30 protein-coding genes and 1 tRNA gene are annotated in these 26,178 nt (G+C 68.9%); 12 read left to right on the top strand and 19 right to left on the bottom strand.

Annotated elements, in window-relative coordinates:
* Positions 1 to 17: 17 nt before the first annotated feature.
* Positions 18 to 90 (top strand) — tRNA-Ala (locus tag C8K38_RS22690).
* Positions 91 to 160: 70 nt separating this feature from the next.
* Here C8K38_RS22690 and murJ read toward each other — a convergent pair.
* Entirely contained in the window at positions 161 to 1,756 is a 1,596-nt protein-coding gene (murJ, locus tag C8K38_RS22685; protein WP_097213671.1) for a murein biosynthesis integral membrane protein MurJ, read from the bottom strand.
* A gap of 196 nt (positions 1,757 to 1,952) precedes the next feature.
* On the opposite strand from murJ, the gene C8K38_RS22680 reads away from it, so the two are divergent.
* Positions 1,953 to 3,083 carry an N-acetylmuramoyl-L-alanine amidase gene (locus C8K38_RS22680; protein WP_097213643.1) on the top strand — a complete coding sequence of 377 codons (1,131 nt, stop codon included), beginning with the start codon at positions 1,953 to 1,955 and terminating at the stop codon, positions 3,081 to 3,083.
* A 73-nt stretch (positions 3,084 to 3,156) separates the two neighbouring features.
* Positions 3,157 to 4,212: a CobW family GTP-binding protein gene (locus C8K38_RS22675; protein ID WP_097213642.1), complete on the top strand. Its 1,056-nt coding sequence runs from the start codon at positions 3,157 to 3,159 to the stop codon at positions 4,210 to 4,212.
* A gap of 3 nt (positions 4,213 to 4,215) precedes the next feature.
* On the opposite strand, the gene C8K38_RS22670 is transcribed toward C8K38_RS22675, so the two are convergent.
* The 4 genes from C8K38_RS22670 to C8K38_RS22655 form a co-directional block, all read right to left on the bottom strand.
* Positions 4,216 to 5,757 (bottom strand): DEAD/DEAH box helicase, encoded by a 1,542-nt coding sequence (locus C8K38_RS22670; protein WP_097213641.1) that lies wholly within the window; start codon positions 5,755 to 5,757, stop codon positions 4,216 to 4,218.
* 261 nt (positions 5,758 to 6,018) lie between these two features.
* The gene (locus tag C8K38_RS22665) at positions 6,019 to 6,432 is read right to left on the bottom strand and encodes a molybdenum cofactor biosynthesis protein MoaE (protein WP_097213670.1); all 414 of its coding nucleotides are present in this window, start codon (positions 6,430 to 6,432) and stop codon (positions 6,019 to 6,021) included.
* Positions 6,425 to 7,390: a bifunctional molybdenum cofactor biosynthesis protein MoaC/MoaB gene (gene moaCB / locus C8K38_RS22660; protein WP_097213669.1), complete on the bottom strand. Its 966-nt coding sequence runs from the start codon at positions 7,388 to 7,390 to the stop codon at positions 6,425 to 6,427. Before moaCB ends, C8K38_RS22665 begins: the two co-directional genes overlap by 8 nt.
* A gap of 71 nt (positions 7,391 to 7,461) precedes the next feature.
* Positions 7,462 to 8,652 carry a molybdopterin molybdotransferase MoeA gene (locus C8K38_RS22655; RefSeq protein WP_097213640.1) on the bottom strand — a complete coding sequence of 397 codons (1,191 nt, stop codon included), beginning with the start codon at positions 8,650 to 8,652 and terminating at the stop codon, positions 7,462 to 7,464.
* Between the two features lie 100 nt (positions 8,653 to 8,752).
* Here C8K38_RS22655 and moaA point away from each other — a divergent pair, with 100 nt between their 5' ends.
* On the top strand, positions 8,753 to 9,826 hold the full coding sequence (moaA, locus tag C8K38_RS22650) for a GTP 3',8-cyclase MoaA (protein ID WP_097213639.1): 1,074 nt from the start codon (positions 8,753 to 8,755) through the stop codon (positions 9,824 to 9,826).
* A complete protein-coding gene (locus tag C8K38_RS22645; RefSeq protein ID WP_097213638.1) occupies positions 9,774 to 10,073 on the top strand; it encodes a MoaD/ThiS family protein in 300 nt (99 codons plus the stop codon). Before moaA ends, C8K38_RS22645 begins: the two co-directional genes overlap by 53 nt.
* Here the strand turns inward: C8K38_RS22645 and C8K38_RS22640 are convergent, their stop codons facing one another.
* Complete coding sequence (locus tag C8K38_RS22640) at positions 10,074 to 10,841, bottom strand: SDR family oxidoreductase (protein WP_097213637.1); 768 nt, start codon at positions 10,839 to 10,841, stop codon at positions 10,074 to 10,076.
* Between the two features lie 4 nt (positions 10,842 to 10,845).
* A complete protein-coding gene (gene nadE, locus C8K38_RS22635) occupies positions 10,846 to 11,685 on the bottom strand; it encodes an ammonia-dependent NAD(+) synthetase (RefSeq protein ID WP_097213636.1) in 840 nt (279 codons plus the stop codon).
* 101 nt (positions 11,686 to 11,786) lie between these two features.
* Between nadE and C8K38_RS22630 the strand changes: the two genes are divergently transcribed.
* Positions 11,787 to 12,341, top strand: coding sequence for a nucleosidase (locus C8K38_RS22630; RefSeq protein ID WP_097213635.1), 555 nt, complete (start codon positions 11,787 to 11,789; stop codon positions 12,339 to 12,341).
* A gap of 11 nt (positions 12,342 to 12,352) precedes the next feature.
* On the opposite strand, the gene C8K38_RS22625 is transcribed toward C8K38_RS22630, so the two are convergent.
* Together C8K38_RS22625 and C8K38_RS22620 are read right to left on the bottom strand one after the other, a co-directional pair.
* Positions 12,353 to 13,132 carry an META domain-containing protein gene (locus C8K38_RS22625; RefSeq protein ID WP_097213634.1) on the bottom strand — a complete coding sequence of 260 codons (780 nt, stop codon included), beginning with the start codon at positions 13,130 to 13,132 and terminating at the stop codon, positions 12,353 to 12,355.
* Between the two features lie 9 nt (positions 13,133 to 13,141).
* A complete protein-coding gene (locus tag C8K38_RS22620; RefSeq protein ID WP_097213668.1) occupies positions 13,142 to 13,732 on the bottom strand; it encodes a TetR/AcrR family transcriptional regulator in 591 nt (196 codons plus the stop codon).
* Between the two features lie 122 nt (positions 13,733 to 13,854).
* Between C8K38_RS22620 and C8K38_RS22615 the strand changes: the two genes are divergently transcribed.
* Positions 13,855 to 14,418: an NAD(P)H-dependent oxidoreductase gene (locus tag C8K38_RS22615; RefSeq protein ID WP_097213633.1), complete on the top strand. Its 564-nt coding sequence runs from the start codon at positions 13,855 to 13,857 to the stop codon at positions 14,416 to 14,418.
* A gap of 61 nt (positions 14,419 to 14,479) precedes the next feature.
* Here C8K38_RS22615 and C8K38_RS22610 read toward each other — a convergent pair whose 3' ends face one another.
* Positions 14,480 to 14,659, bottom strand: coding sequence for a hypothetical protein (locus C8K38_RS22610; protein WP_179800680.1), 180 nt, complete (start codon positions 14,657 to 14,659; stop codon positions 14,480 to 14,482).
* A gap of 43 nt (positions 14,660 to 14,702) precedes the next feature.
* Positions 14,703 to 15,524: a siderophore-interacting protein gene (locus C8K38_RS22605; RefSeq protein WP_097213632.1), complete on the bottom strand. Its 822-nt coding sequence runs from the start codon at positions 15,522 to 15,524 to the stop codon at positions 14,703 to 14,705.
* Between the two features lie 329 nt (positions 15,525 to 15,853).
* On the opposite strand from C8K38_RS22605, the gene nrdH reads away from it, so the two are divergent.
* The 4 genes from nrdH to nrdF are packed head-to-tail and all read left to right on the top strand — an operon-like array spanning position 15,854 to position 19,722.
* Positions 15,854 to 16,087 (top strand): glutaredoxin-like protein NrdH, encoded by a 234-nt coding sequence (gene nrdH, locus C8K38_RS22600; RefSeq protein ID WP_077041114.1) that lies wholly within the window; start codon positions 15,854 to 15,856, stop codon positions 16,085 to 16,087.
* A 23-nt stretch (positions 16,088 to 16,110) separates the two neighbouring features.
* Positions 16,111 to 16,569, top strand: coding sequence for a class Ib ribonucleoside-diphosphate reductase assembly flavoprotein NrdI (nrdI, locus tag C8K38_RS22595; RefSeq protein ID WP_097213631.1), 459 nt, complete (start codon positions 16,111 to 16,113; stop codon positions 16,567 to 16,569).
* Positions 16,527 to 18,713: a class 1b ribonucleoside-diphosphate reductase subunit alpha gene (gene nrdE, locus C8K38_RS22590; protein WP_077041116.1), complete on the top strand. Its 2,187-nt coding sequence runs from the start codon at positions 16,527 to 16,529 to the stop codon at positions 18,711 to 18,713. The genes nrdI and nrdE overlap by 43 nt, the downstream gene beginning before the upstream one ends.
* Before the next feature lie 34 nt (positions 18,714 to 18,747).
* A complete protein-coding gene (nrdF, locus tag C8K38_RS22585; protein ID WP_097213630.1) occupies positions 18,748 to 19,722 on the top strand; it encodes a class 1b ribonucleoside-diphosphate reductase subunit beta in 975 nt (324 codons plus the stop codon).
* On the opposite strand, the gene C8K38_RS22580 is transcribed toward nrdF, so the two are convergent.
* The 4 genes from C8K38_RS22580 to C8K38_RS22565 form a co-directional block, all read right to left on the bottom strand.
* Positions 19,719 to 20,096 (bottom strand): RDD family protein, encoded by a 378-nt coding sequence (locus C8K38_RS22580; protein ID WP_257017738.1) that lies wholly within the window; start codon positions 20,094 to 20,096, stop codon positions 19,719 to 19,721. The two genes, nrdF and C8K38_RS22580, sit on opposite strands and share 4 nt — an antisense overlap.
* Positions 20,097 to 20,186: 90 nt before the next feature.
* The gene (locus C8K38_RS22575) at positions 20,187 to 21,056 is read right to left on the bottom strand and encodes a WXG100-like domain-containing protein (protein WP_097213628.1); all 870 of its coding nucleotides are present in this window, start codon (positions 21,054 to 21,056) and stop codon (positions 20,187 to 20,189) included.
* Entirely contained in the window at positions 21,056 to 21,370 is a 315-nt protein-coding gene (locus C8K38_RS22570) for a WXG100 family type VII secretion target (protein WP_097213627.1), read from the bottom strand. Before C8K38_RS22570 ends, C8K38_RS22575 begins: the two co-directional genes overlap by 1 nt.
* The gene (locus C8K38_RS22565; RefSeq protein ID WP_097213626.1) at positions 21,367 to 21,873 is read right to left on the bottom strand and encodes a YbaB/EbfC family nucleoid-associated protein; all 507 of its coding nucleotides are present in this window, start codon (positions 21,871 to 21,873) and stop codon (positions 21,367 to 21,369) included. Before C8K38_RS22565 ends, C8K38_RS22570 begins: the two co-directional genes overlap by 4 nt.
* Positions 21,874 to 22,061: 188 nt before the next feature.
* Between C8K38_RS22565 and C8K38_RS22560 the strand changes: the two genes are divergently transcribed.
* Positions 22,062 to 22,445: a VOC family protein gene (locus C8K38_RS22560; protein WP_097213625.1), complete on the top strand. Its 384-nt coding sequence runs from the start codon at positions 22,062 to 22,064 to the stop codon at positions 22,443 to 22,445.
* Here the strand turns inward: C8K38_RS22560 and C8K38_RS22555 are convergent.
* The 4 genes from C8K38_RS22555 to C8K38_RS22540 are packed head-to-tail and all read right to left on the bottom strand — an operon-like array spanning position 22,417 to position 26,103.
* A complete protein-coding gene (locus tag C8K38_RS22555) occupies positions 22,417 to 22,908 on the bottom strand; it encodes an NUDIX hydrolase (RefSeq protein WP_097213624.1) in 492 nt (163 codons plus the stop codon). The genes C8K38_RS22560 and C8K38_RS22555 overlap by 29 nt on opposite strands.
* 2 nt (positions 22,909 to 22,910) lie before the next feature.
* Complete coding sequence (locus C8K38_RS22550; protein WP_097213623.1) at positions 22,911 to 24,005, bottom strand: HtaA domain-containing protein; 1,095 nt, start codon at positions 24,003 to 24,005, stop codon at positions 22,911 to 22,913.
* Positions 23,989 to 25,065, bottom strand: a complete 1,077-nt coding sequence (locus C8K38_RS22545; protein WP_097213622.1) for an ABC transporter substrate-binding protein — start codon at positions 25,063 to 25,065, stop codon at positions 23,989 to 23,991. The genes C8K38_RS22550 and C8K38_RS22545 overlap by 17 nt, the downstream gene beginning before the upstream one ends.
* Positions 25,066 to 25,101: 36 nt before the next feature.
* Positions 25,102 to 26,103, bottom strand: a complete 1,002-nt coding sequence (locus C8K38_RS22540; protein ID WP_097213621.1) for an ABC transporter substrate-binding protein — start codon at positions 26,101 to 26,103, stop codon at positions 25,102 to 25,104.
* Positions 26,104 to 26,178 lie beyond the last annotated feature (75 nt).

Raw genomic sequence — 26,178 nt, 5'->3', positions numbered from 1 at the left:
GAGAAACAACCGAATACGGGGCTATGGCGCAGCTGGTAGCGCACCACACTGGCAGTGTGGGGGTCAGGGGTTCGAGTCCCCTTAGCTCCACCCACAACAAAACCCTCATCTCGCGAACCGCGAGATGAGGGTTTTGTCGTAGTTCAGCCGATGTCGCGGTTCAGCCGAGCAGGAGCGACCTGGCGTGGCGGACCTCGGGCACGCCGATCGTCCTGGCGGCGAGCAGGAACGCCGGCACGGCGAAGGCCGCGGCCGCCAGCAGCGTGACCGCCGCGGCCTCGCGCGGGTTGTCGATGAACCGATGGGACAGCCCGACGGACGCGACGCAGAACAGGCCCGCGACGACCGATGCCCACAGCACGCGTGTGAACGTCTCGAGCACGGCGTGGAAGCCGAGCAGCCCGTAGCGGCGTCGCAGCGCCAAGTGTCCGCACACGGCGCCGACGAGGTAGGACAGGGAACTCGCGACCGGCAGCGTCACCACGACCACCTGGCTCGGGAGGGTGGCCGCGCTCAGCGCGACGACGGCGATCTTCGTCGCCACCATCGCGACGTTGATCAGCGCCGGTGTCCGCATGTCGTTGCCCGCGTAGAAGACCCGGAGCTGGAGCATGACCAGAGCGAACGGCGCGAGTCCGAACGCCGACAGCGCCAGCGAGATGCCGATGAGCCGCGCGGCGTCGACGTCGACGCGACCGATGAACATCACCGTGGTCAGCATCGGTCCCAGCAGGGTCATCGCGACGGCGGCCGGGACCAGCGCGACCACCGAGTACCGGGCGGCTCGCCCCATGTCCGCGATCAGTGCGCCGCGGTCGTCGTCGGCGACGGCGCGGGCGATGCGCGGGGTGAGCACGGTCAGCAGGGACACACCGAGGATTCCGTACGGGACCTGGAACAACAGGTCCGCGTAGGTGTAGGTCGAGACGCCGCCGTGGTCGAAGGCCACCAGCAGCACGAACGTCACGCCGACCTGGCTGATCGCGACATAGGCCACGATCCAGCCGAGCAGGCCGGCCCCGACGCGCACCGGCCTCCACGTGTACGGCAGGGGCCGGACCCGCCAGCTCCACCGGAATCCGGTCCGGCGCAGTGCCACGACCGTCCACGAGGCCTGTCCGACGATGCCGGCTGTGGTGCCGATGCCGAGGACCAATACCTGTGCGGTGGTCATCGAAGACGGTGTCAACGTCATCGGGCCGGGCACCAGCACGAAAATGCCGACCGTGGCGAGGACCATCACGTTGTTGAGGACCGGCGCCCAGGCCGCCGGCACGTAGCTGTCGCGGACGTTCAGGACTGCGGTCACCGTCGCCGCGAGCGCGTAGAAGAAGATCTCCGGGAACAACAGATACGCCAGCACGGTCGTCAACTTCGACTGGTCCGAATCCGACACCAGCGCCCCGACCAACAGAGGAACGCACAGCACCGCGACCACCGTCGCCACGGCGGCACCGATGATCGTGGCCAGCAGTAGGCGCTGGGTGAACTCGCGCGAATGGGCGCGTCCGCGCAACCGGGCCCGCGCCAGCACCGGCACGAACACGCTGCTCATCACCCCGCCGAGCAGCAGCTCGTAGACCATGTTCGGCAGGCTGTTCGCCCCGTTGTACGCATCGCCGACCACCGCGGTGCCCAGTACGGCCGCCAGCGCGAGCGTGCGGATGAAACCCGTCGCGCGACTTGCCACGGTCGCGGTCGCGACCGCGCCGGTCGAGCGCGCCAGCGTGCTCTGAATGTCCCCCACGCGATCCATGGTGCCCCACCGCACGGCGCGTGCCCGGGGAACCCGGGCGTCAGGTCACGGAAACCCAACGGTTGCCGCGGATCCTCGCCTGTCGGCGAAACATCTGTTTCACTTGGTGCCGAATGTGACCTGAGTGACTGGTGTTACCTGTGTGGAAGGAGAGCGGCGCCCGCGGACCAACCCGCACCCGGCGCCCATCCCGAAGATGAAGATGACCACGATGATGGCCGGGTTTGCCGCGGCGACCCTGACCGCGATGGTGCTGCCCGCGGCGGCGCTGGCCGAACCCGCAGCCGACACCGCAGCCGAGACGCCGCTGACCGGCAAGACGGTCTTCCTCGACCCCGGGCACCAGGGCACGGCCCACTCCGAGAACCTCTCCAGGCAGGTCGACGACGGCCGCGGGGGCAAGAAGGACTGCCAGACCACCGGCATGACCAGCCAGGGCGGTCTCGCCGAGCACACGATCAACTGGGACGTCTCGCAGCTGGTGAAGACCAGCCTGGAGACCCTGGGCGCCAAGGTCGTGCTCAGCCGTCAGGACGACTCCGGCTGGGGCGGCTGCGTGGACGAGCGAGCCAAGGCGGCCAACGACTCGGGCGCGGACCTGGCCATCAGCATCCACGCCGACTCCACCACCGCGGAGGCGGACGCGAGCAGGCGCGGGTTCCACATGATCGTTCCGGAGCTGCCGGTGCCCGACCCGGCCGTCGACAAGGCGCAGTCCGGTAAGGGCCTCGAGGCCTCGCGGGCGATGCGCGACGTCTACGTCAAGAACGGCTTCACGCCCGCGAACTACGCCGGGGTCGTCGAGGGATTGCAGACCCGCGGCGATGTGGCCGGTCCCGCGCTCACCACCGTCCCGCTGGTCTTCGTCGAGATGGGCAACGGGTCCAACCCCGAGGACTCGGCGGTCCTCGACAGCCTCGACGGCCGGCTCAAGCACGCGATCGCGATCACCACCGGCGCGGTCAACTTCCTGATGGAGGGCGGGACGGTCGCCTCGACGCCTGCCACGGGAACCGACGCGACCACGACCACCACCACCACGGCTGCTGCGCCCACGACGACCGCGACGGCCGTCGAGCCGGCCACACCGTCGACGCCGTCCACGAAGACCACCACGAAGCCCGCACCCCCGAGCGCGACGACAACCGAGAAGGCCGCCCCGGCGGACGCGGGGCTCAGCCAGGTGCTCGTGCTGCTGCAGCCGCTGCTCGAGCAGCTGGGCCTCGGCGGTTTCACCGGGCTGGCGACCGGCGAGAACCTGGGGCTGGTCTCGAATCTGCTGAGCGGGCTGCTCGAGGCGTTGACGGCGCAGGGCGCCGAGAACTGATCGCCCGACAGGGGCGCACTCGAACCCGTTTCGACCGACCTAAGATGGGTGGCCGGTCGAGACGGGAGGTCGTGTGGCAAAGCGATTGATACCGGTGGTCCTGGTCGCGGGATTCCTCGGTGCAGGCAAGACCACCATGCTCAACCACCTGTTGCGCAACAACCGCGGCGTGCGGATCGGCGTCATCGTCAACGACTTCGGCGCCGTCAACATCGACTCGATGATGGTGGCGGGCCAGGTCGATTCGATGGTCTCGCTGAGCAACGGCTGCCTGTGCTGCGCGGTGGACGTGAGCGAGATGGACTCGATGCTCGACCGGCTGGCCCACCCTCGCTCGGACATCGACGTGATCGTCGTCGAGGCCAGCGGGCTGGCGGAGCCGCGGAACATGGTCCGCCTCGTGCTCGGCAGTGAGAATCCGCGCATCGTCTACGGCGGGCTGGTGGTGCTGGTCGACGCCGTGGAGTTCGAGGACACCAGGGTGGCCAACCCCGAGCTGGATCTTCACGTGCGGATGGCGGACCTGTTGGTACTCAACAAGACCGACCGGATCTCCGAGCACGACCTGCAGTCGGTGCTGGCCCGCGTCGGGGAGCTGGGCGGCCGGGCGCCGGTGCTGCCCACCGCGCACGGCCGCATCGATCCGAGGTTGCTCTTCGACGAGGTGGCCCGGGTCGACGACGGTCCGCGTCAGCTCAGTCTCGACGAACTGCTCGCCGATCCGCACGACCACGACTGTGACGGCCATGATCATCTGCACGACCGCTACGAGGCCGTGACGTTCACCAGCGACCGGCCGATGGACCCTCGGGCCCTGACCCGTCTGCTGGAGGATCCGCCACCCGGCCTGTATCGAGTCAAAGGCTTTGTGTACTTCGGCATTCCCGGACACACCCAGCGGTACACGCTGCAGACCGTCGGCAGACACATCCGGTTCGAGACGGGCCCATGGGGCAGGGGAGCGGCGCGCGTCACCGAACTGGTGCTGATCGGTTCCGGCATCGACGTGGACGCGCTGCGGCGGCGCATCGACGAGTGTGTCCGGATACACGAAAGCGGTGCCGCGCAATCGCACGGCACCGCCGCGGCGGCCATGACCGGCGTGCACCGCTACGTGGTGGAGAACTAGAACCTAGGGACGCGTGGCGCGCCTGCGGCGCTGATTGCTGCCGCCGCCCTGCGAGCCGCCGGATCCCGGCGTCTCGCTGCTGTACATCACGGTGGGCTGCCCGGAACCCTGGCCGCGCCCGCGGCCACCCGAGCCCCGACCGCCGCCGGTGGCGGCACCCTCGCCGCTGCGGCCGGTCCCGGAACCGGACTGTCCGCGGCCACGGCCGCCGCCCTGCGCACCGCCGCCACGGGTGCCGCCCTGGCCGCCGCCGCTGCGAGCGCCGCCCTGGGCGCCGCCACGACGCTGACCGGCACCGGCTGCGCCGCCACGGCGGCCGCCGCCGCCCTGGCCCTGCGGCTGGGTGGCGGGCTTGGGTGCCGGGATGACGTGCGGCGCGATCTCGCCGACCAGCGCGTTGACCGGATCGGAGTCCGCCGTCACCTGCTGCGGGGTCACCTTGATGGCGGCCTTGCGCATGAGGATGGCGAGGTCCTTGCGCTGCTCGGGCAGCACCACGGTCACGACGTCGCCCGCGCTGCCCGCGCGCGCGGTGCGGCCGGAGCGGTGCAGGTACGCCTTGTGCTCCGCGGGCGGGTCCACGTGCACGACCAGCTCCACATCGTCGACGTGCACCCCGCGCGCCGCGACGTCGGTCGCGACCAGGACGCGGGCCTCGCCTGCGGAGAACGCGGCCAGGTTGCGGTCACGCGCGGCCTGCGACAGGTTGCCGTGCAGGTCAACCGAGGGGATACCGGCCTCGGTGAGCTGACGCGCCAGCTTGCGGGCCTGGTGCTTGGTGCGCATGAACAGGATCCGGCGGCCGGTGCCGGACGCCAGCTTGTGCACGAGGTCCTTCTTGGCGTCGACGCCGTGCACGTCGAACACGTGGTGCGTCATCGCGGCGACGGGCGAGTTGGCCTCGTCCACCGAGTGCAGCACCTCGTTGTGCAGGAAGCGCTTGACCAGCTTGTCCACGCCGTTGTCGAGGGTCGCGGAGAACAGCAGCCGCTGTCCCTGAGTCGGGGTGGCCGCGAGGATCCGCGTCACGACGGGCAGGAAGCCCAGGTCGGCCATGTGGTCGGCCTCGTCGAGGACGGTGATCTCGACGGCGTCGAGGGAGACGAACTTCTGCTTCATCAGGTCCTCGAGGCGGCCGGGGCAGGCCACGACGATGTCGACGCCCGCCTTGAGGGCCTGCACCTGACGGTGCTGCGAGACGCCGCCGAAGATGGTGGTGACGCGCAGGTCGTAGGCGCCGGCGAGGGGCTCGAGCGTCGCGGTGATCTGGGTGGCGAGCTCGCGGGTCGGGGCAAGGACGAGGCCGAGGGGGCGGCCCGGGCGACGCTTGCCGCCCGCCAGGTCACCGGCGAGGCGGGCGACCATCGGGATGGAGAACGCGAGCGTCTTACCGCTGCCGGTCTTGCCCCGTCCGAGCACGTCGCGGCCGGCAAGGGTGTCCGGCAGGGTGTCGACCTGGATCGGGAAGGGAGAGGTGATGCCGCCGTCGGCGAGCGCCCTCATGAGGGGTTCGCGCACGCCGAGTTCAGCAAAGGATTTCGTCATGTGGGTCGAGTGCCTTTCAGGCATCGGGTTGCACTGTTCGACGCACGGGGAATCGAAAGGATCCACACGTCTGTCAGCACAAGATGGCGAGATTGCCGGTGGGCAAAATCGATCGCCGTAAGAAGAGCTCGTGCTGGGTGCACCGATCAACGAGTTCGTTGAGGAAGCGTTCCACGACGTTTGGCGCGCATACAGCCGCGCCAGGTGTCACCCAGGATAGCCGACGATCGGACCGCTCCGACCGTCGGCTGCGTCACACCTCTACAGCCCAACCCATTCGGTGACGCCGTCGGCGAAGTGCTGCCGCTTCCAGATCGGCACCTCCGCCTTGATGCGTTCGACCAGAACCGAGCAGGCCGCGAAGGCCTCCGCGCGGTGCGGCGCCGCGACCGCGGCGACCAGCGCCAGGTCCCCGACGACCAGGGGGCCCACCCGGTGCACGGCCGCGACCGGGAGCCCGGTCTCGGCGGACACCTGCTCGCAGCACTCGCGCAGGAAGCGCTGGGCGTCCGGGTGCGCCTGATACTCCAGTGCCGAGACCGACTGTCCGCCATCGTGGTTGCGCACCACGCCGCTGAACAGCACCACCGCACCGTGCTCGGGTCCCGCGACCGCCGCGTCCACCGCGGCCTGGTCGATGGGCTCGGTCGAGATGAGAGCGAGTAGCTCACGCATCGTGCATACCTCCGCCCGCAACCTGCGCCAGCAGGTGTTCCAGGATCGGTTCGAGTACCGACATGCCGTCGCGGACACCACCAGGTGATCCCGGCAGGTTGACCACCACGGTGCGGCCGGACAAACCGGACAGCCCCCGGCTGAGCGAGGCGTACGGGGTCTTCTCGGACCCCTTGCGGCGCATGGCCTCCGCGAGTCCGGGCAGCTCCCGGTCCAGCACGGCGCGGGTGGCCTCCGGGGTCTGGTCGGTGGGGGACGTGCCCGTGCCGCCGGTGGTCACCACGAGCGCCGGTGCACCGGTGAGCGCGTCGGCCAGCCCGGCGGCGATGTCGGCGTCGGCGTACACCAGGGGACCGCGCACCGAGAGGCCCTGCGCGGTCAGCCATTCCGCGAGAACCGGTCCGGTGGTGTCCTCCCGGGTACCGCGGGCGCCACCGGTGGAGGCGACCAGGACCACGGCGGATCCAGGTCCGGCCGTGGGGGTTTCGTCGTGGGCATCGGCCTCGGCCTCGCCCTCGGATTCGACGGCATCGGGGCGAACCCAGTGCCCGCGCTTGCCGCCCTCCTTGGTCAGCAATCGCACACCGTTCATGGTGGCGGCGGGATCGACGGCCTTGACCATGTCGTGCAGCGTCAGGCCTGCCACGGCGACCGCGGTCAGCGCCTCCATCTCGACGCCGGTCTGCCCGGTGGTCTTGGCGGTGGCCTCGACCGTGATGGTGTCCTCGGTGAACCCGAACTCGATCTTCACCGAGGACAGCGACAGCTGATGACACAGCGGGATCAGCTCGGAGGTGCGTTTGGCGCCCGCGATGCCCGCGATCCGGGCGGTCGAGAGCACGTCCGCCTTGGGCATGCCGTCGGCGCGGACCAGGGCGATCACCTCGGCGGTGGTCTGCAGTTCGCCGCCCGCCACCGCGATCCGGGTGGTGGTGGCCTTCGCGCTGACGTCGACCATGCGCGCGCGGCCCTCGCCGTCGAGATGAGTCAGCTCGTTCGCCGCCGGGCCGTTTGTCGTCGGTTCGTCGATCACAGTGGCCACACCCGCACGTTGTCTCCCGCCTTCATTGTCGTCACATTCTCGGGGATGTCGATCAGGACATCCGCGCGGGCCAGCGCCCCGACCAGGTGTGAGCCAGGCCCGGACTCGAGGGCGACGCCCGCGTCGACCCGTCGGCCGCGCAGGAACTGGCGTCTGCCCTGGATCGAGGTGATCGGCTCGGTCAGCACGAGTTCCTCCAGGGGGACGGCGGGCAGGCCCGCGGCCCGGCGAAGCAGCGGCTTCACGAACACCTCGAAGGAGACCATCGTGCTCACCGGGTTCCCCGGGAAGTTCAGTACCGGGACGCCGTCGATCTCGGCCAGGCCCTGTGGCCCGCCCGGCTGCATGGTGGTGTGCCCGAACCAGCCGCCCAGCGGCGTCAGCACCTCGCGCACCACCTCGAAGTCGCCCATCGACACCCCGCCGGAGGTGATCACCAGATCCGCGGAAGCGGTTGCGCGGCGCAGGATCTCATCGAACACGGCGAGGTCGTCGTCGCTGCGTTCCACGAACACCACGTCAGCGCCGTTCGCCGTCAGGCTCGCGGCCAGTGCCACTGAGTTGGATTCGTAGATCTGTCCCGGCCGCAGCGGCTCGCCCGCGCGGACCAATTCCGCACCGGTCGCGATGACCGCCGCCCGCGGGCGGCGCAGGACCGGGACGGTGGCGAGGCCGACCGCCGCGAACAACGACAGGTGCCGTGCAGCGAGCGGGGTGCCCGCCGCCAGCAGCAGATCGCCCGTCCGTACATCGGTGCCGGCCTCCCTGACGTACTCGCCCGCCCGGCGCGGCACCCGGATGGTCACCATGTCCTTGGTGGCGTCGGCCTCGGTGTCCTCGACCGGGACGACGGCGTCCGCGCCCGCCGGGATCACGGCCCCGGTCATGATCCGGACCGCGCTGCCAGGGGCGAGCGGGGCAGGCTCGGCGGGACCCGCCGCGATGGTCCCCGTGACCGGCAGGGTCACCGGCACCCCGGTCAGCGAGGCGGCGGCGACCGCGAACCCGTCCATCTGGGAGTTGCGGAAGAGCGGGAGATCCAGCGGCGAGCGCACGTCGGCGCCCAGCACCCGTCCGAGTGCCTCGGTGACGGCGACGTCCTCGACGGTCGGCGCCAGCAGCGGCGCGAGGAGGCGCTGCACCTCGGCGGAGTGCTCCTCGACAGATCTGCTGGTCATGGCGTTTCCTGCGGCATGGGGCCAATCCTAGGCAGGCGCTCGGCGCGACGAGCAACCCGTGTTGGCCGCATACTGGTGGGGTGGCAGAGCTGATGACGCGATGACTGCGACCGTCAGGCCGGTCCAGATGGGGCTGCCGCGCGTCCGCAACAGCCACCCGTCGATCGCCGATCGCCCGGACGTCCCCGAGTTGGTCGACCGGTTCGGCCGGGTGGCCAGGGACCTGCGCGTGTCGATCACCGAGAAGTGCTCGCTGCGCTGCACCTACTGCATGCCCGCCGAGGGCCTGCCCGCGATCCCGCGCGAGCGGTTGCTGACCGCGGCGGAGATCGTCCGGCTGGTCCGGATCGCCGTCGAGGAGCTCGGTGTCCGGGAGGTCCGGTTCACCGGCGGCGAGCCGCTGATGCGTCCCGACCTCGAGGAGATGATCGCCGGCTGTGCGGCGGCTGTGCCGGGCATCCCGCTGTCGATGACCACCAACGCGGTCGGCCTCGAGCACCGCGCCGAGGCGCTTGCCGCCGCCGGTCTGACCCGCGTGAACGTGTCCCTCGACTCGATCGACCGGGCACACTTCGCCGAACTCACCCGTCGTGACCGCCTGCCCTCGGTGCTGGCGGGTATCCGCGCTGCGGCCGCGGCGGGCCTTGCGCCGATGAAGATCAATGCCGTGCTGATGCCGGAGACCCTCGGCGGCGCAGCCGATCTGCTGGAGTGGTGCCTCTCGGAGGGCTGTCAGCTCCGGTTCATCGAGGAGATGCCGCTCGACGCCGACCACGCCTGGGCCCGCGACTCCATGATCGCCGCGACCCGGTTGCTGGAGGTGCTGGGCGAGCGCTTCGAGCTGACCGCGGTGGGACGCCCGGGCGATCCGTCCGCCCCGGCAGAGGAATGGCTGGTGGACGGCGGCCCTGCCACGGTCGGCATCATCGCCTCGGTCACCAGGAATTTCTGTGGCGACTGCGACCGGACCAGGCTCACCGCGGAGGGGACGGTCCGGTCCTGCCTGTTCAGCGACGACGAGATCGACCTCCGCGCGGGGTTGCGCTCGGGCGCGAGCGACGACGACCTCGCACAGTTGTGGCGGGGCGCGATGTGGAACAAGTGGGCTGGTCACGGGATCAATGCGGAGGGTTTCGAACCGCCGCAACGCAGCATGGGGGCGATCGGTGGCTGAACAGGCGATTCTGGTGCGTTATTTCGCGGCGGCGGCGGAAGCGGCCGGGTGCACCGAGGAATCCGTGCGGATCGGTGCGGGTGCCGACCTCGGTGCGCTGAGGTCCGTGCTCGTCGAGCGGCACGGGCCCAAGATGGAGCGGGTGCTGACGGTCGCCGCGTTCCTGCAGGACGACGAGTTGACCCGCGACCTCGCCCTGGTGGCCGCGTCGCGTGTCGACGTGCTGCCCCCGTTCGCAGGCGGCTGATCAGCCCTCGGCGGCAAGCCACTCGTCGAATGTGACAGCGCCGTAGCGGTTTTCCGGGGTCAGGTTCAGCCCGGCGCGCAGGAAACGGCCGGGTGCGCCGGGGAGCGGAACAGGGAGCACCAGGGCCCGGCTGCCGGTTGCGCGCTTCCAGGACTCGGCCAGCTCACGCATCGTTTGTACCTCCGGACCGCCGACCTCGATCCTGCCGTCGTCGGTGGACTCGGTCAGCGCGGCGTCCGCGAGGGCGCGGGCCAGGTCCGTCGGGTCGATCGGCTGGAAGCGGGCGCCGCGGACCGCCGGGATCACCCCGAACCGCGCGGTCGTGGCGAAGATGGACCGCAGCAGCTGGTGGAACTGGGTGGATCGCACGATCCGGACGTCCAGGCCGGAGTCGGAGTAGATGCCCTCCTGCTCGGTCAGCGCCTCGTAGTAGGAGAACCGCACCCGGTCGACACCGACGATCGACAGCAGCACGACTCGTCGCACACCCGCCGCCTCGGCGGCGCGCGCCAGGTTCCTGGCGCCAGTGGTGAACACAGGCCTGGTCCGCCGGGTCTGGCCGTTCACCGCGGAGATCACCGCGTCGACGCCGTCGAGCGCCGCGGGCAGGCCCTCGCCGGTGAGCAGGTCGGCGGTGACGTGGTCGGCGGCGGGCCCCTCGGGGGCGTGCCTGCTCAGTGTCAGCACCCGATGCCCGCGCGCGCGGAGTTCGGCGACCGCCGCCGCGCCCGCGGTGCCGGTGCCGCCCGCGACCAGGACGGTGCTCATCGCGTCACTTCCACCAGTCGTCGAGCGGTGACACGGGGACCGAGCGCTTGTGCCGGGTGCCCAGGTACATGGACTCGAGCTTCTCGGCCACCGCCGCGGTCACCTCCTTGCCCTCGAGGTAGTCGTCGATCTCGCTGTAGCGCAGGCCGAGTGCCTCCTCGTCGGGCAACGCCGGCCTGTGGTCCTCGAGGTCGGCGGTGGGGACCTTGGCCCAGGTGCTTGCGGGGGCACCGAGATGCTGCAGCAGCGCGGCGCCCTGTCGCTTGCTCAGACCGGTGAGCGGCGTGAGGTCGACGCCGCCGTCGCCGTACTTGGTGAAGAAACCGGTGATCGCCTCCGCGGCGTGGTCGGTGCCGATAACCAGGTGGCCGAGCTGTCCGGCGATGGCGTACTGGATCACCATCCGCTCGCGGGCCTTGATGTTGCCGCGCACGAAGTCCCGCAGCTCGCCGTCGTGCCCGATGATCTCGGCGAGACCCCCTGCGCTCTCGGTGGCCGCGGCGTCGGTGCTCGGCTTGATGTTCACGGTCACCGAGCGGTCCGGCTTGATGAACTCGAGCGAGGTCTGGGCGTCGTGCTCGTCGGCCTGCACGCCGTACGGCAATCGGACCGCGACGAACTCGGCGTCGTGGCCCTCCTCGCGCAGCTCGGCGGCCGCCAGTTGCGCCAGCCGGCCCGCCAGGGTGCTGTCCTGGCCGCCGCTGATCCCGAGGACGAATCCCTTGGCAGGAGTGGAGCGCAGGTAGCCCTTGAGGAAGTCGACGCGCGCGCGCACCTCAGCCTCGGCGTCGATGGTCGGCTTCGCGCCGAGTTCTTGCAGGATTTCCGCACGGAGATTCGCCATGCGCGTCACTCTAGCGACGGTCGGCGGTGTGCGCGCGGGTGCGCGCGGGGACCCGGACGGCGGCCGGTCGGGCGGGCGATACAGTGCCACGCGTGCCCAATGTGACCGCGCCCAGGTTTCTCGTCGTGTCCGCCACCGAGGGGGAGGCCGCATACGTGCCAGACGGATTCGAGGTGGTCGTCACCGGGATCGGGAAGGTCGCCGCGGCGGTCGCGGTCACGGAGGCGCTCGCGCGGTACCGATCCGACGATCGCCCGGCGGTGGTCAACATCGGCACCGCGGGGGCGCTGCACGAGCATCATGCCGGTCTGTTCGTACCGTCGGCCGTGCTCAATCACGACATCAGCGCGGACGTGCTGCGCTCGCTCGGACACCCGGTGACGGACCGGATAACGCTCCCCGACGGCGACGATTCGGTGCTCGCGACCGGTGATGTGTTCATCTCCGATGCGGTCGTGCGGGACGCGCTCGCGACCAGGGCCGACCTCGTCGACATGGAGGGCTTCGCGGTGGCGGCGGCCTGCGCGCGGATGGGCGTCGGGTGCCGAATCGTCAAGCACGTCAGCGATCGCGCCGACGAATCGGCCATGGACTGGCCTGCCCAGGTGGACGCGAGCGCCCGGATCCTCGCGACCTGGTTGACCGAGAACCTGTAGCGCCGCCGTCGCTACTGGGCGCGCAGGCCCAGTCCGTCGCCGTCCGCCTGCATCACGCGGGCCCGGTCCGCGTCGACGGTGAAGGTGGTCTCGCCGCTGAGCACGTTCAGTACCGCCCGCTCGACCTCGGCGACGTCGGGCTCGCACGCCATCCTGGTGGTCGCGAGCGGGCCGAAGGTCACCTTGTCTCCGGCGATCTGGGCGGTGCCGGTCATCCGGTTGCACCCGGTTGATCCGCTGACCGAGCCGTCCTCGGCGATCAGCAGGGTGGGGGCGGCGGTCTCGAGGGCGACCGACGTGGTGACCGCGCTCGGGCTGATCAACTGGTCGACGACCCAGGTGGTCCCGGTGATCGGACGGTCCGGGGTGGCTACCTTCTTGTCGACCAGGGCGACCGAGGTGTCGCTCGTGGTCAGCGTGAGGGTGTCGCCGTCGAGCCTCCAGGCCGGATCTGCCTCGAACAGCGAGGTCATCCACGCGTCGGCGCCTGCGGTGTCGCCGACGCAGGCCATCATGGTGGTCGCGATCGGTCCGGTGACGACCTTGCCGTCGGACAGGTCGACCGTGCCGTTGCCGCGGTTGCAGCCGGCGGTCATGGAGATCCTGTCCGGTTCCACGAACTCGACGGTGAGCGGCCCGCCGCCGGGGATCGGGGTGCCCGTGACCTCGGTGGAGATGAAGGTCCGTCCCTGCAGGTCCTCACCGTTCGGCGTCGAGGCGCTCTCCGCACTGCAGGCGGTGAGGAGGGCGGCGGCGAGCAGGGCGAGTCCGGCTACACGGCGAAGGCGCATGCCAGGAGCCTAGTGACCCGCCGGGCGTGCCGTGACCCGTCGGACCAGGTGCTCCCAGGCGTCGGCGATCCGCTCGATCGGCATGTGCATGGTGCGGATCTGGTACATGACCAGCGAGGCCTCGAGGGGCGCGAGCAGGCTGTGGGCGAGCAGTGGGATGTCGCCCTCGGTGCCCGCCGCGCGCAGCAGCATCGCTACGTGGGTGAGGCTGACCTGGCGCGGGGCGCTGCCGAAGCGGAGTTCGGGGGAGTCCTCCACCGCGCGGAGGGTGTCGCCGCTGAGGTCCACGAGCGAGATGCGGGCCCGGCCGAAGGCGACGAGGCGGTCGATGGGCTCGGCGCCGGGACCAAGTGGCGGCGGCCCGTACATGAAGGCGTGCTGCAGTTCCTGCTCGGTGTGGTCGAGGAGGGCCTGCATCAGACCGGACCGGCTGCCGAACCGCCTGAACACTGTGCCCTTGCCCACACCGGCCTTCGTGGCGACCGCATCCATCGTCACGGCGTCCGCGCCCCGCTCCGCGACCAGCGCGGCGGCGGCGTTCAGCAGCAACGCGCGGTTGCGCACGGCGTCGCACCGTTCGGCCTCGGGCTGGTCGGCCATCTGGATCGGGGTGGTCTGCACGAGGCCGATCGTACCCTCCCCGGAATATAAGTGGACCGTAGTCCGCTTAGCTGATATACCTAGAACGGCAAGCGCCCCCGGATCATCGAAGGAAGTCTCCAATGTCTGAAGCCAACGTTCTCGTCCTGGTCGGCAGCCTGCGCGCCGCCTCCGTCAACCGTCAGCTCGCCGAGACCGCCGTCGGTGTCGCACCCGAGGGCGCGAACGTCACGGTGTACGAGGGCCTGGCCGAGGTGCCCTTCTACAACGAGGACATCGACGTCCCGGGCACCATCGACAGCGTGGAGGCGCTGCGCGCGGCCGCCGGTGCCGCCGACGCCCTCCTGCTGGTGACGCCCGAGTACAACGGGACCATTCCCGCCGTGCTCAAGAACGCCATCGACTGGATCTCCCGGCCCTACGGCGTCGGTGCCATCGCGGGCAAGCCGGTCGCCGTGATCAGCGCCTCGCCGAGCGCCAACGGCGCGAAGTGGGCCCACGAGGACACCACCAAGGCCGTCGGGATCGCGGGCGGCAAGGTGGTCGAGGACACCGCGCTCGTCATCGGCGGTGCCTTCGAGAAGTTCGGCGACAAGCACGCCAGCGAGAACGCCGAGGTCTCGGCGCAGCTCGCCAAGGTCGTCGCCGACCTGGTGAACGCCACGAAGGTGCTCGTCGACGCCTGACGCATCTTTCCCATTCGGGCCCGGGCGGTGCATCACGCATCGCCCGGGCCCGTGTGCATGGTCAATCGAGCGTGACCCGCATCATCGCGGTGCGTTCGACAACCCGGTCGCGTTCGTCGGCGAGAGCGAGCCTGCGCTCGTCCTGCATGTACCCGTCCAACGCCGACTGGGATTCGAACGTGAACAGCTGGATCTCCATGGGCTGATCCCCGGTGCCGTCGGTGCGGGCCCGCTGCAGCACCCGGCCGCCGTGCTCGGTGACGAGCTCAAGGACCCGATCCTGGCTACAGCCCGGCCTGCTCGAGGGCGTCGTCGACGGCGTCGCGGACCTCGTCGATACTGCGGCCGGCCGACAGCTCGCTGATGGTGAGCGCCTCGATCTGCGGCTCGACCTCCGCGTACCGCGCCAGCCAGCGTTCCTTGTCCGCCTGCCAGTAGCCCATGATGTCGAATCGATCCGCCGCCCAGCCCAGCTCGCGGCGGACGTGCCTGCGGATCTGCCGCGAGGCGCCCGTCTCGCCCGCCGACCAGATGTAGCCGGGGCCGTCCTGGAGCCGGTGCGCGCGCAGCCACTCCGGCAGTGCGCTCGGGGTGCGGCCGTTGCCGGTGTCGTGCAGCCAGGTCACCGTCAGCTCCGCGTCGGTGGCCCAGTCCTGCTCGTCGGCCGGCTCCGGGATCTCGGCGACCAGGTGGGCGCCGGTGCCGGGCGGCAGGTTCTCGATGATGCGAGCAGCGGCGGGCAGCGCGCTGAGGTCCGCGAGCAGCAGCTGCCAGCGCGCGTCCTGCGGCGGCCGGTACCAGCCCTTCGGGTGGGACAGTCGGACCGGCTCGCCCGGCTCGGCCGCCCGCGCCCACTCGGCGGCCCGCCCGCCCGCATGCACCGCGAAGTCGATGTCGACGTTGCCGGTGCCGGAGTCCCAGCGGCGCACGGTGTAACTGCGCCAGTGGTCCTCGCCGAACTCGACGAGCAGTCGCTCGTCGGGATCGCCGCTGGAGGCGAACGCGGCGGGGTCCGCGAGCGCGAATCGGATTCGGCGCAGGCTGGGGGACAGGTGGGTGGTCGACACCACCGCGGCGTGGAATTGGGGATCCTCGGCGGTCGGCACCGCCCCACCCTAGGCCCGTCGCCACCGACCGCATGCACAGAGGGGAAGCGCCGCGCACCGCAAGGCGGAAATGTGACCTGCGACACGCCGAGACGGGTCGTTTGTGGCGGGGTCAGATGCCTTACGACCTGGGAATTTCAAGGATGTGGTTCACAACATCTCGCGTTATATGGATATGTCGGACACTAGGTGTAGTGTCTAGAACACCGAGAGGGCATAGCCGGAACGGTCGAGAAACACAGGCCGGAGCGCTGTCCAGTAGGTGGGATCCACATGATCTTCCGCGTCACTGACCATCAGTTCCGTAAGCCAGAGAAAGAGGGACTTACATGAGCATCACCGTCTACACCAAGCCGGCGTGCGTTCAGTGCAATGCGACCTACCGGGCGTTCGACAAGGCCGGTATCGAGTACTCCGTCATCGACATCACCGAGGACTCGGAGGCCCGCGATTACGTGATGGCCCTGGGTTACCTGCAGGCCCCCGTCGTGGTGGCGGGCGAGGATCACTGGTCGGGTTTCCGTCCGGACCGGATCAAGTCGCTCGTCGCGGCCGCCGCCTGAAGACCACACGGAGATGATCGGCTGTGACATCGCTGGTCTACTTCTCCAGCGCGTCGGAGAACACCCACCGCTTCGTGCAGAAGCTGGGTGTCCCGGCAGCGCGCATTCCGCTGCATGACCGCGAAGGCGCATTCGAGGTCGATGAGCCGTATGTCCTGATCCTGCCGACCTATGGGGGCGGGATCACCGCGACGGGTCGCGACACGAGTTATGTGCCCAAGCAGGTCATCAGATTCCTCAACAACGAGCACAATCGCTCCCTCATCCGCGGGGTGATCGCTGCCGGCAATACGAACTTCGGCGAGTCGTATTGCTATGCCGGAAACGTGATTTCGCAGAAGTGCAAGGTTCCGTACCTGTACCGCTTCGAGCTCATGGGTACCGCCGAAGACGTAGTAGCAGTCCGGGACGGGCTCGAACAATTCATGGAGAGTGAACAGTGGCACCGACAATCACAGACGCAGCCCCGGCAGCGAGTGTAGAGCGCGCTGCGGCACGACCCGACGCGTCCGCGGGGGAGCTCGACTACCACGCGCTCAACGCGATGCTGAACCTGTACGGCCCGAATGGCGAGATCCAGTTCGACAAGGACCGCGAGGCCGCGAACCAGTACTTCCTCCAGCACGTCAACCAGAACACCGTCTTCTTCCACAACCTGGACGAGAAGCTGGACTACCTGGTCAAGGAGAACTACTACGAGCCCGAGGTCCTCGACCAGTACAGCCGTGAGTTCGTCAAGTCGCTGATCGACCACGCCTACTCGAAGAAGTTCCGCTTCCCGACGTTCCTCGGCGCCTTCAAGTACTACACCTCCTACACGCTCAAGACCTTCGACGGTAAGCGGTACCTGGAGCGGTTCGAGGACCGCGTCTGCATGGTCGCGCTCACCCTCGCCGCCGGTGACGAGCACCTGGCGACCCAGTTGGTCGACGAGATCATCGCCGGCCGGTTCCAGCCGGCCACCCCGACGTTCCTCAACTCGGGCAAGAAGCAGCGCGGCGAGCCCGTGTCCTGCTTCCTGCTCCGCATCGAGGACAACATGGAGTCGATCGGTCGCTCCATCAACTCCGCCCTGCAGCTGTCCAAGCGCGGCGGCGGAGTCGCGTTGCTGCTCAGCAACGTTCGCGAGCACGGCGCCCCGATCAAGAAGATCGAGAACCAGAGCTCGGGCGTCATCCCGATCATGAAGCTGCTCGAGGACTCGTTCTCGTACGCCAACCAGCTCGGCGCGCGTCAGGGCGCAGGCGCGGTGTACCTGCACGCGCACCACCCGGACATCTACCGCTTCCTCGACACCAAGCGGGAGAACGCGGACGAGAAGATCCGCATCAAGACGCTGTCCCTCGGCGTGGTCATCCCCGACATCACCTTCGAGCTGGCGAAGAAGAACGAGGACATGTACCTCTTCTCGCCGTACGACGTGGAGCGGATCTACGGGAAGCCGTTCGCGGACATCAACGTCACCGAGAAGTACTACGAGATGGTCGACGACAAGCGCATCCGCAAGTCGAAGATCAAGGCGCGCGAGTTCTTCCAGACCGTCGCCGAGCTGCAGTTCGAGTCCGGGTACCCGTACATCATGTACGAGGACACGGTGAACCGCGCGAACCCGATCGCGGGCAAGGTCACCCACTCGAACCTGTGCTCGGAGATCCTGCAGGTCTCCACGCCGTCGACGTTCAACGACGACCTGTCCTACAGCCACATCGGCAAGGACATCTCCTGCAACCTCGGTTCGCTGAACATCGCCAAGACGATGGACTCGCCGGACTTCGCGCAGACCATCGAGACGTCGATCCGCGCGCTGACCGCCGTCGCCGACCAGACCTCCATCGACTCCGTCCCGTCGATCCGGAAGGCGAACGACGACGGCCACGCCATCGGTCTCGGGCAGATGAACCTGCACGGATACCTGGCGCGCGAGCGGATCCACTACGGCTCCGACGAGGGCATCGACTTCACGAACATCTACTTCTACACAGTGGTGTTCCACGCGATCCGGGCGTCCAACGAGATCGCCAAGGAGCGCGGCACGTACTTCGCGGGCTTCCCGGAGTCCAAGTACGCCTCCGGTGAGTTTTTCGACAAGTACACCGACCGGGTGTGGGAGCCTGCGACCGAGCGGGTGCGGCAGCTGTTCGCCGATGCGGGCCTGCACATCCCGACCCAGGACGACTGGCGTGAGCTGAAGGCGTCCGTGCAGCAGCACGGCATCTACAACCAGAACCTGCAGGCGGTCCCGCCGACCGGATCGATCTCCTACATCAACAACTCCACCAGCTCCATCCACCCGGTGGCGTCGAAGATCGAGATCCGCAAGGAAGGCAAGATCGGCCGCGTCTACTACCCGGCGCCCTACCTGACGAACGACAACCTGGAGTACTACCAGGATGCCTACGAGATCGGGTACGAGAAGATCATCGACACCTACGCCGCGGCCACCCAGCACGTGGACCAGGGCCTGTCGCTGACGTTGTTCTTCAAGGACACCGCCACCACCCGGGACATCAACAAGGCCCAGATCTACGCGTGGCGCAAGGGCATCAAGACGCTGTACTACATCCGGTTGCGTCAGATGGCCCTGGAGGGCACCGAGGTCGAGGGTTGCGTCTCGTGCATGCTGTGACCGTGGCGTACGGCTCGAATGGAGTGAGGGAATCGTGAGCGAGAAGATCAAGCTGATCGACCGGGTGTCGGCGATCAACTGGAACCGCGTCCCCGACGAGAAGGACGCCGAGGTGTGGGATCGCCTCACCGGTAACTTCTGGCTGCCGGAGAAGGTCCCGGTGTCCAACGACATCCCGTCGTGGAACACCCTGACTCCGAACGAGAAGCAGCTGACCATGCGGGTCTTCACCGGCCTGACGCTGCTGGACACGATCCAGGGCACCGTCGGTGCCGTCAGCCTGATCCCGGACGCGATCACCCCGCACGAGGAGGCGGTGTACACCAACATCGCGTTCATGGAGTCGGTGCACGCGAAGAGCTACAGCTCGATTTTCTCGACGCTGTGCTCGACCCGCGACATCGACGACGCCTTCCGCTGGTCGGAGGAGAACCCGAACCTGCAGCGCAAGGCGCAGATCGTCATGGACTACTACCGTGGCGAAGATCCGCTCAAGCGCAAGGTCGCCTCGACGCTGCTCGAGTCGTTCCTGTTCTACTCGGGCTTCTACCTGCCGATGTACTGGTCCTCGCGGGCCAAGCTCACCAACACCGCCGACCTGATCCGGCTGATCATCCGCGACGAGGCCGTGCACGGGTACTACATCGGATACAAGTACCAGAAGGGCCTCGAGCAGCTCAACCAGGCCGAGCGCGACGACCTGAAGGACTACACCTTCGAGTTGCTCTTCGAGCTGTACGACAATGAGGTCGAGTACACCCAGGACCTCTACGACGAGGTCGGGCTCACCGAGGACGTCAAGAAGTTCCTGCGGTACAACGCCAACAAGGCGCTGATGAATCTCGGCTACGAGGGACTGTTCCCGAAGGACGAGACCGACGTGAACCCGGCGATCCTGTCGGCGCTGTCCCCGAACGCGGACGAGAACCACGACTTCTTCTCCGGGTCGGGCAGCTCCTACGTGATCGGCAAGGCCGTGAACACCGAGGACGAGGACTGGGACTTCTAGCGGGCGCCCAGCGCCTCCACATCGCACCGTCGCACGGCTGGCGGGAATCCGTTCTCGTCAGTCGGTGCCATGTTGTCGATGAAGATCACGACCACGCCGATCAGCCACCACTTCACCAGGAATCCGGCTGTGGGCCAGCGCCCGTCGTCAGGCCTGATCATCACCAACCCACACAGGGCCTTGCCCGCGGTCGTGTGGAAGATCCGCTGGATGATCACGCGGTGGACGAAGGACGCTGTCACCCATGCAAGGGCTGCCGCGGGCAACGCCAACGCCGACAGGTCGGCGATCGCATCGCATGCTGCGTACACCCCGAACGCGATCCCGACGTGCAGTACGAAGTCGATGACGAATGCGATGTATCGACGTAGCATCCTCGGCGACGGGTATCGGGGGTCTCCCGATGCTCCGCGCGTCGCCTGAAGTGGCGGGCTACCTGTTCCGTAACCGGGTGTGCCCATCGGTCATGGCCCCAATCTGTCGAGTAGTTCATCGAACTCGCGCCGCTTCTCGGCGATGCCTTCGTCGATCCCCGTGGACGCCGCGACCTCCGCGATGAGGGCATCGGTGAATCGGGTTTCCCCGACGGTCGCGCCTTGGACCTCGGCACCCGCCTGCCCGGTCAGCAGTTTGCGTGGGTCGAGCAGACCGATGCCCATCGCGCCGTTGAGCGCGCCGCTCACAGTGCCCTTGACGGCACCCTGGCCGCCCGACTCGGCGACATCGCCCCAGTCGTAGCCGTCGCGACGATCCCGGTGGATTTCGTAGGTCTGCAGGCCCGCTTCTTTGAGCGCCTCGAGGCCCGCCCCGATCGCGGCACCCTTTGCCGCGCCGACCGCGGCCCGCCTGAGCAAGGAGAGGACCAGCTGTTTGATGGCCATCCGGACTGCGATCTGGGTGGCGGTCTGCGCGACGACAGCTGCGGGACTCGCAGCACCGGCAGTCATGATCGTTGCGGCAGCGATCGCCGCCAACTCGACCGCCAGCGCAACGAGTGCGGCGATGATCGTCAGCTTCGCGATCCGCACGTCCTCGGACGCACCCTCGAGGGACTCGCCGAGTGCGCTGCACAGCGCGATGATCTCCGTGAGAGCCCCCTCGGGGCCGATCCTCGCCCAGCGGTCCGCGATCGCGATGCTCACATCGCCCTCGATCCCGCCGAGGGCAGTCCGGATCACCGCGTCGCTCTCGTCTGTCACCTCGCCCAGGGACGAAGCTGCCTCGTACCAACCGTGTGCAAGGCGCAGCATCGCGGTTTCGTCCGCATCGGGCCAGTCGGATCCGACCACGGTCTCGGACAGCCACCGCACACTGCCCGGAACCTCGATACCCATCAGGAGATCCCGTCGAAGCCGGCACTGGATGTCCGGTCGGTGTTCTCGAAGGCGTCCGCCGTGGCCCGGAGCCCTGTTCCGATCTGCTCCATCGCCGCCGCCGCGAAGCCGATGCTCTCCTCGCCGACCTCGGCACCCGGCAGATAACCGCCCGCGAATGCCATACCGGTCTCGTCCTCTCCCCAGCAAGAACCCTCGCTCGCGATGACCGCACGCAGGGCCGCAAGGATGCCTGCCGTGCGTTCCGCCAGCTCATCGAGTCGCGGCGCCTGGTTGCGAAGGTGGTCGGGGTCGACCCACACATTGCCGCTCACCGTCGGGGATCCTCGAGAATCGATCCGCCCCGGTAGTAGTCGTCCGCGTCGTCCTGAAGGTCCGCGGCCGGGTCGCCGGGGCTGTCTTCTGTCCCGAGGCTCGGAAGCAGGTCGCGAAGGCTCGGGGCTCCGGGAACGAGGTCCGGCAGGTCGGGCACCTCGTGGCCGGCAGCGACAACCGACCCCATGAGTCGCATCATTTCTCGTTGTGCGGAAGCGGCGGCGTCGCGTGCCGCGTCTGCGACCGACAGTGCAAGGGAGTCCGGCGTCGACCGGCGGAACGCATCCGGTGAGATGTCGACGCTCAACACCGAGCCCGTCGAATCCGTCTCGACGCGAACGAGTCTGTCGACCGATTCGCCGCGCAGGCGAAGCTGGGCAATCTGTGCCCGTGCCCCGCTCAGGTCTCGGGCTTGCCGATCGAGAGTGTCCAGCATCGAGTCGATCTGATCTTGCAGTGCATTTCCCCGTGCGTGCAGATCCTGCACACTGTCCTCGTTCATCTGCCCCCCGTGCGATGTTGCCCGCCCCCAGCGGTGCTCGACCAGACGTGACCGAGCAGCTGAACATTATCGCGTTGTCGAGGAGACGGCATTCATCGGGCGCCCACCCGAAATCGAAATGCCTTCACCTGCGTGGGGATCAGGTCTAGCGTCGAGGACGTCGGATTCACCCAGGTGAGGAGGCGGCGATGAGTGGAAAAGTTGTGCACTTCGAGGTCCCGTTCGACGACGGGGACCGGGCGAGGACGTTCTACCAGCAGGCGTTCGGATGGAACACCGTCGAGATGCCCGAGATGAGCTACACGATCGTCTCGACCGGGCCCGCCGCGGAGTCGGGGATGCCCGCGGAACCCGGCTACATCGGCGGCGGCATGTTCGAGCGCGTCCCGGAGTATCCGAAGGGGCCGGTGATCACCATCGACGTGCCGAGCATCGACGCCGCCCTGGCCAAGATCGCCGAGTTGGGCGGGTCGACGGTCGGGGAGAAGCAGCCGGTCGGTGAGATGGGGTTCGCGGCCTATTTCAAGGACACCGAGGGCAACATCATGGGTCTGTGGGAGAACGCCGGCTGAACCATGCCTCGGGCACGTCGCGGAGGGCCTTCTCGATTCGCCGCGTCGAGCTGTCGGTGAGGTCCGCGGGCAGCGCGTCCGGCGCGAACCAGGCGACCTCGAGGTTCTCCTCGTCGGCGGCGCGCGCCTCGCCCGCGGTGTGTCGTGCCAGGAAGCAGACGTCGAGGTAGCTGGCGACGTCCCCGTTCGGGTAGGTGATCGGCCCGGCGGTGTCGACGCTGGTGATGCGCACGAGGTCCGCCTCGACCCCGGTCTCCTCGAGGATCTCGCGGAGAGCCGCAGGGCCGGGTTCCTCACCGGGTTCGAGGATGCCGGAGACCACCGCCCACAACCCGTTGTCGGCCCTGCGGGTCAACAGGATTCGCCCCGTATCGTCGACGACGACCGCGCTCACGCCGGACAGCCACAACGGGGCGTGTCCGACGTGAGCGCGGAGGTCGCTGACGAACCGGGGGATCGGCACGGCTAGTACCGGAAGGTGATCGGGGCGGCCTGCCCGCCGGAGTACGGCAGCAGGATGCTCGGCTGCAGCGGTGCCGCGAACCGGGCGGGAACATCGGTGAACTCGGACACGCCCGCGTTAGCAGGAACGTCCAACTGCGCGAACCGGATCCGGGTCATGGCGTCGGTGCCGACCATGTTGCCCTCGGAGGTCTCCGCGGACAGGAACGTGCCCTCGGGCGTGAACTCGATCCACGGATCGGCCAGCGCGATCTCCGCGAGGTGGAAGCGGGTGAAGGAGACCACGGTGCCCCGATAGCGAACGGTGCCGTGGCCGCTCGAGGGATCGACGTCGGCGGACTCGAGCTCGAACGCGAGGCGGCCGTCCTTGCGGACCGTCCCGCCGTCGCTGACCACAACCGAACCCTGGGTGCCGCGCTGCACCAGCTCGGTGTAGCCGGGCGCGAGGGCCCACAGCAGGTCCTGCGCCGGCGGCGTCGGCGCGTTCGGCCCGGGAGCCGGGTCGAAGTTCACAGGGACGGACAGCTCCTCCGCGGCGTTGACGGCGTCCGCGGCGGCGTAGGTGTACACCCCGTAGACCGCGTCGGGGGCGGCGGTCGCCGGCTTCTTCACCGTGAGCGTGGCGGTGAAGGAACCGTCGCCCGCGAGGGGGACCCACTGCTGACGGATGGTGCGACGAAAATCGAAGGGTGCGTCCGGAACCCGGTTCAGTGCGTCTTCGGACATCACCCACGCGGTGGCCGAGCGCTGCTGCCCGACCCGGGCCTGCGCCGGTGCGTCCTCGGACGGACGCCACTGCGGGGCGAACGCACCGAATGCGACGAAGGTGCCGTGCGGGACGCCCGGCGGCACCGGTACCGGCAGTCCGCCGGTGTTGGCCTGCGGATCGAACCCGGTGCCGCGCACCACGATCCGGTCACCCTCGTGCAGGGCGGTGTCGCCGAGCGCGGTGGTGCCGTCGGCGGCGAACAGTTCGATCCTGGCGTGCCCGGTCGGTTCGGCAGGCACGGCAGCGGCCGGGGCCGCCCACGTCAGCGACCCGATCAGCGCGGCCGCGAGCGCGGGGAGGGCGCCGCGGCGCCTAGTTGACGTAGCCATTGAGCGAGGCCTCCAGGTCGGTGAGGATGCCGCGGGCGGCGATCACACCGATGCCGGTCATCCAGATCTCGTCGTCCACCGTGAACACGCGCTTGTCCTTGACGGCGCCAAGGCCCTGCCACAGACCGCCGTTCATGACCTCGACGCCCTGGCCCCTGGCCTCGTCGCCGTAGAAGCTCACGTAGATGACGTCGCCCTCGGCATTGCTCAGCTGCTCCTCGCTGAGCTCCGCGAAGCGCTTGTCCTTGGCGTCCTCGAGGCGCTGGAAGGTCGGGCGCTGGACGCCCGCATCGGCGAGGACCTGGCCCGAGAAGCTGTCCGGCCCGTAGATCCGGATGGCGCCGGGCATGAAGCGGACCACCGAGGCCTGCGTCTGGGAGGAGTCGAGGGTGTTGCCCGTCGCGGTGGCGGCGCCCTGGTAGTCGTCGAGGGCCTGGCGGGCGGCCGCGCCGCGGCCGAGCGCGGCGCCGTCGAGGAGCAGGTTGTCCTTCCACGTCGTGCCGACCTTCTCGGTGAACGTGGTGGGGGCGACCGCGCTCAGCCGCTGGTACAGCTCCGGTGTGCGGAACTTCGAGCCCAGGATGAGGTCCGGCTTGAGAGTCGCGATCTTCTCGATGTCCGGTTCCTGCACCGTCCCGACCGATTCGACGCCCGCGATCGTCGGCCCGAGGTACTCGGGCTGGGACCCGACCGCCCCGGTCACCGCGGCGCCGACCAGCCGGTCCTGCAGGCCAAGCGCGCAGACGGTGTCGAGCTTGTCCGTGTCGAGCACCACGATCCGCTGCGGATCCGCCGGTATCTCGGTCTCGCCCGCCGCGTGCACGACCTTGCGGGTGGTGCCCGTCACGCCCGCGGGGTCCACGGGAGCGGTTGGGCCGCAGACGTTCTCGGTATCTCGGTCGTTGCCGAGCACGCCCGCGCCCGCGACGGTGGTGGTGCTGCGCACGATGCCGTCGGCGGCGTCGTCGGTGCCGGACCCGCCGCACGCGGCGAGCAGCACGGCCGACGCCGTGAGCAGGGCCGCGGGCACGACGCGGCGGACGAGATGAGGCTTACGCATGTGGGGGTCCTCCTGAGCTGACGGGCGGTGTCGAGACTAGCCGCGGCGCGGGTCGACGTCGTAGGCCGCGGCCAGGTCGTCGAGGATCCCGCCCGCGCCCTGCACGCTGACCGCGGACATCCAGACGGTGTCGTCGACGTCGATCTTGCGGCCGCGCAGGCCCGTCCAGAGCGGGTTGGTGAGGAACGGCTTGGCGTGGTCGGCCACCGCGGTGCTGCCGTCGGGGGCGTGGTAGGTCGAGACCAGGATCAGGTCGGCCTCGGCCTCGGTGATCAGCTCGGGGCTGATGTCGTTGGCGATGCTCGAGGGCTTCGCCGGGTCCGGAGCCGCGCTGGCGGGCCTGGCCAGCCCGGCGTCGGCGAGCACGATGCCGCTGAACGAGGTGGTCCGGTAGATCCGTGCGGTCGGCTCACCCGCGAAGCGGACCACCGAGACGGTCGGGTTGTTCGCCTTCGCGTTGATCTCGCGGCCGAGGGCGGCCGCCCGGTCCTCGTAGGCGCCGATCTTCTGCTCGGCCAGGTCCTCCTTGCCCAGCGCCTGGCCGAGTAGACGGATGTTGTCCTTCCACGTCGGCCCGGTGGTCTCGGACATCACCGTTGGCGCGATCTTGGACAGCTGCTCGTAGATGTCGCCGTGCCGGACCTTCGCGGACACGATCAGGTCGGGCTGCAGTTCGGCGATCTTCTCCAGGCTGGGGGTGGCCAGGGGACCCACCGCGACGGCGTCCTTCGCGAACTCCTCGCGGGCGTCGCCGAGGTAGTCCGGCAGGGTGTCGGTGCGATAGGTGACGTACCCGACCAGGTCCGTCTCGAGCAGCAGGACTGCGTCGGAATAGCTGGTGTCGAGGGCGACGACCCGCTTCGGGGCGGCGGGGATCTCGGTCGATCCCAGCGCGTGCTCGACGATGCGGGGGAACTGCGCCTGTGCGGCCGACTCCGGGGCCGACTCGGTGTTCGTGGTCGAACAGCCGGTCAGGACGAAGACTGCGGCTGCGGCTCCCGCGACGAGCGTGAGCAGCGGATTCTTGCGGGCCTTCACAGAGAACTCCTGTCAGATCATTAGGTAAGCGAAACCTTAGCAAGGCTGACCTTTGCTGTGGGAAGCCCCGCCCGC

Source organism: Rhodococcus sp. OK611 (genome assembly GCF_003050885.1).
GTDB classification, from domain to species: domain Bacteria; phylum Actinomycetota; class Actinomycetes; order Mycobacteriales; family Mycobacteriaceae; genus Rhodococcus_G; species Rhodococcus_G oryzae.
Note: the sequence above shows the minus strand (reverse complement) of the source record. Positions and strands in the feature narration are given on the sequence as shown.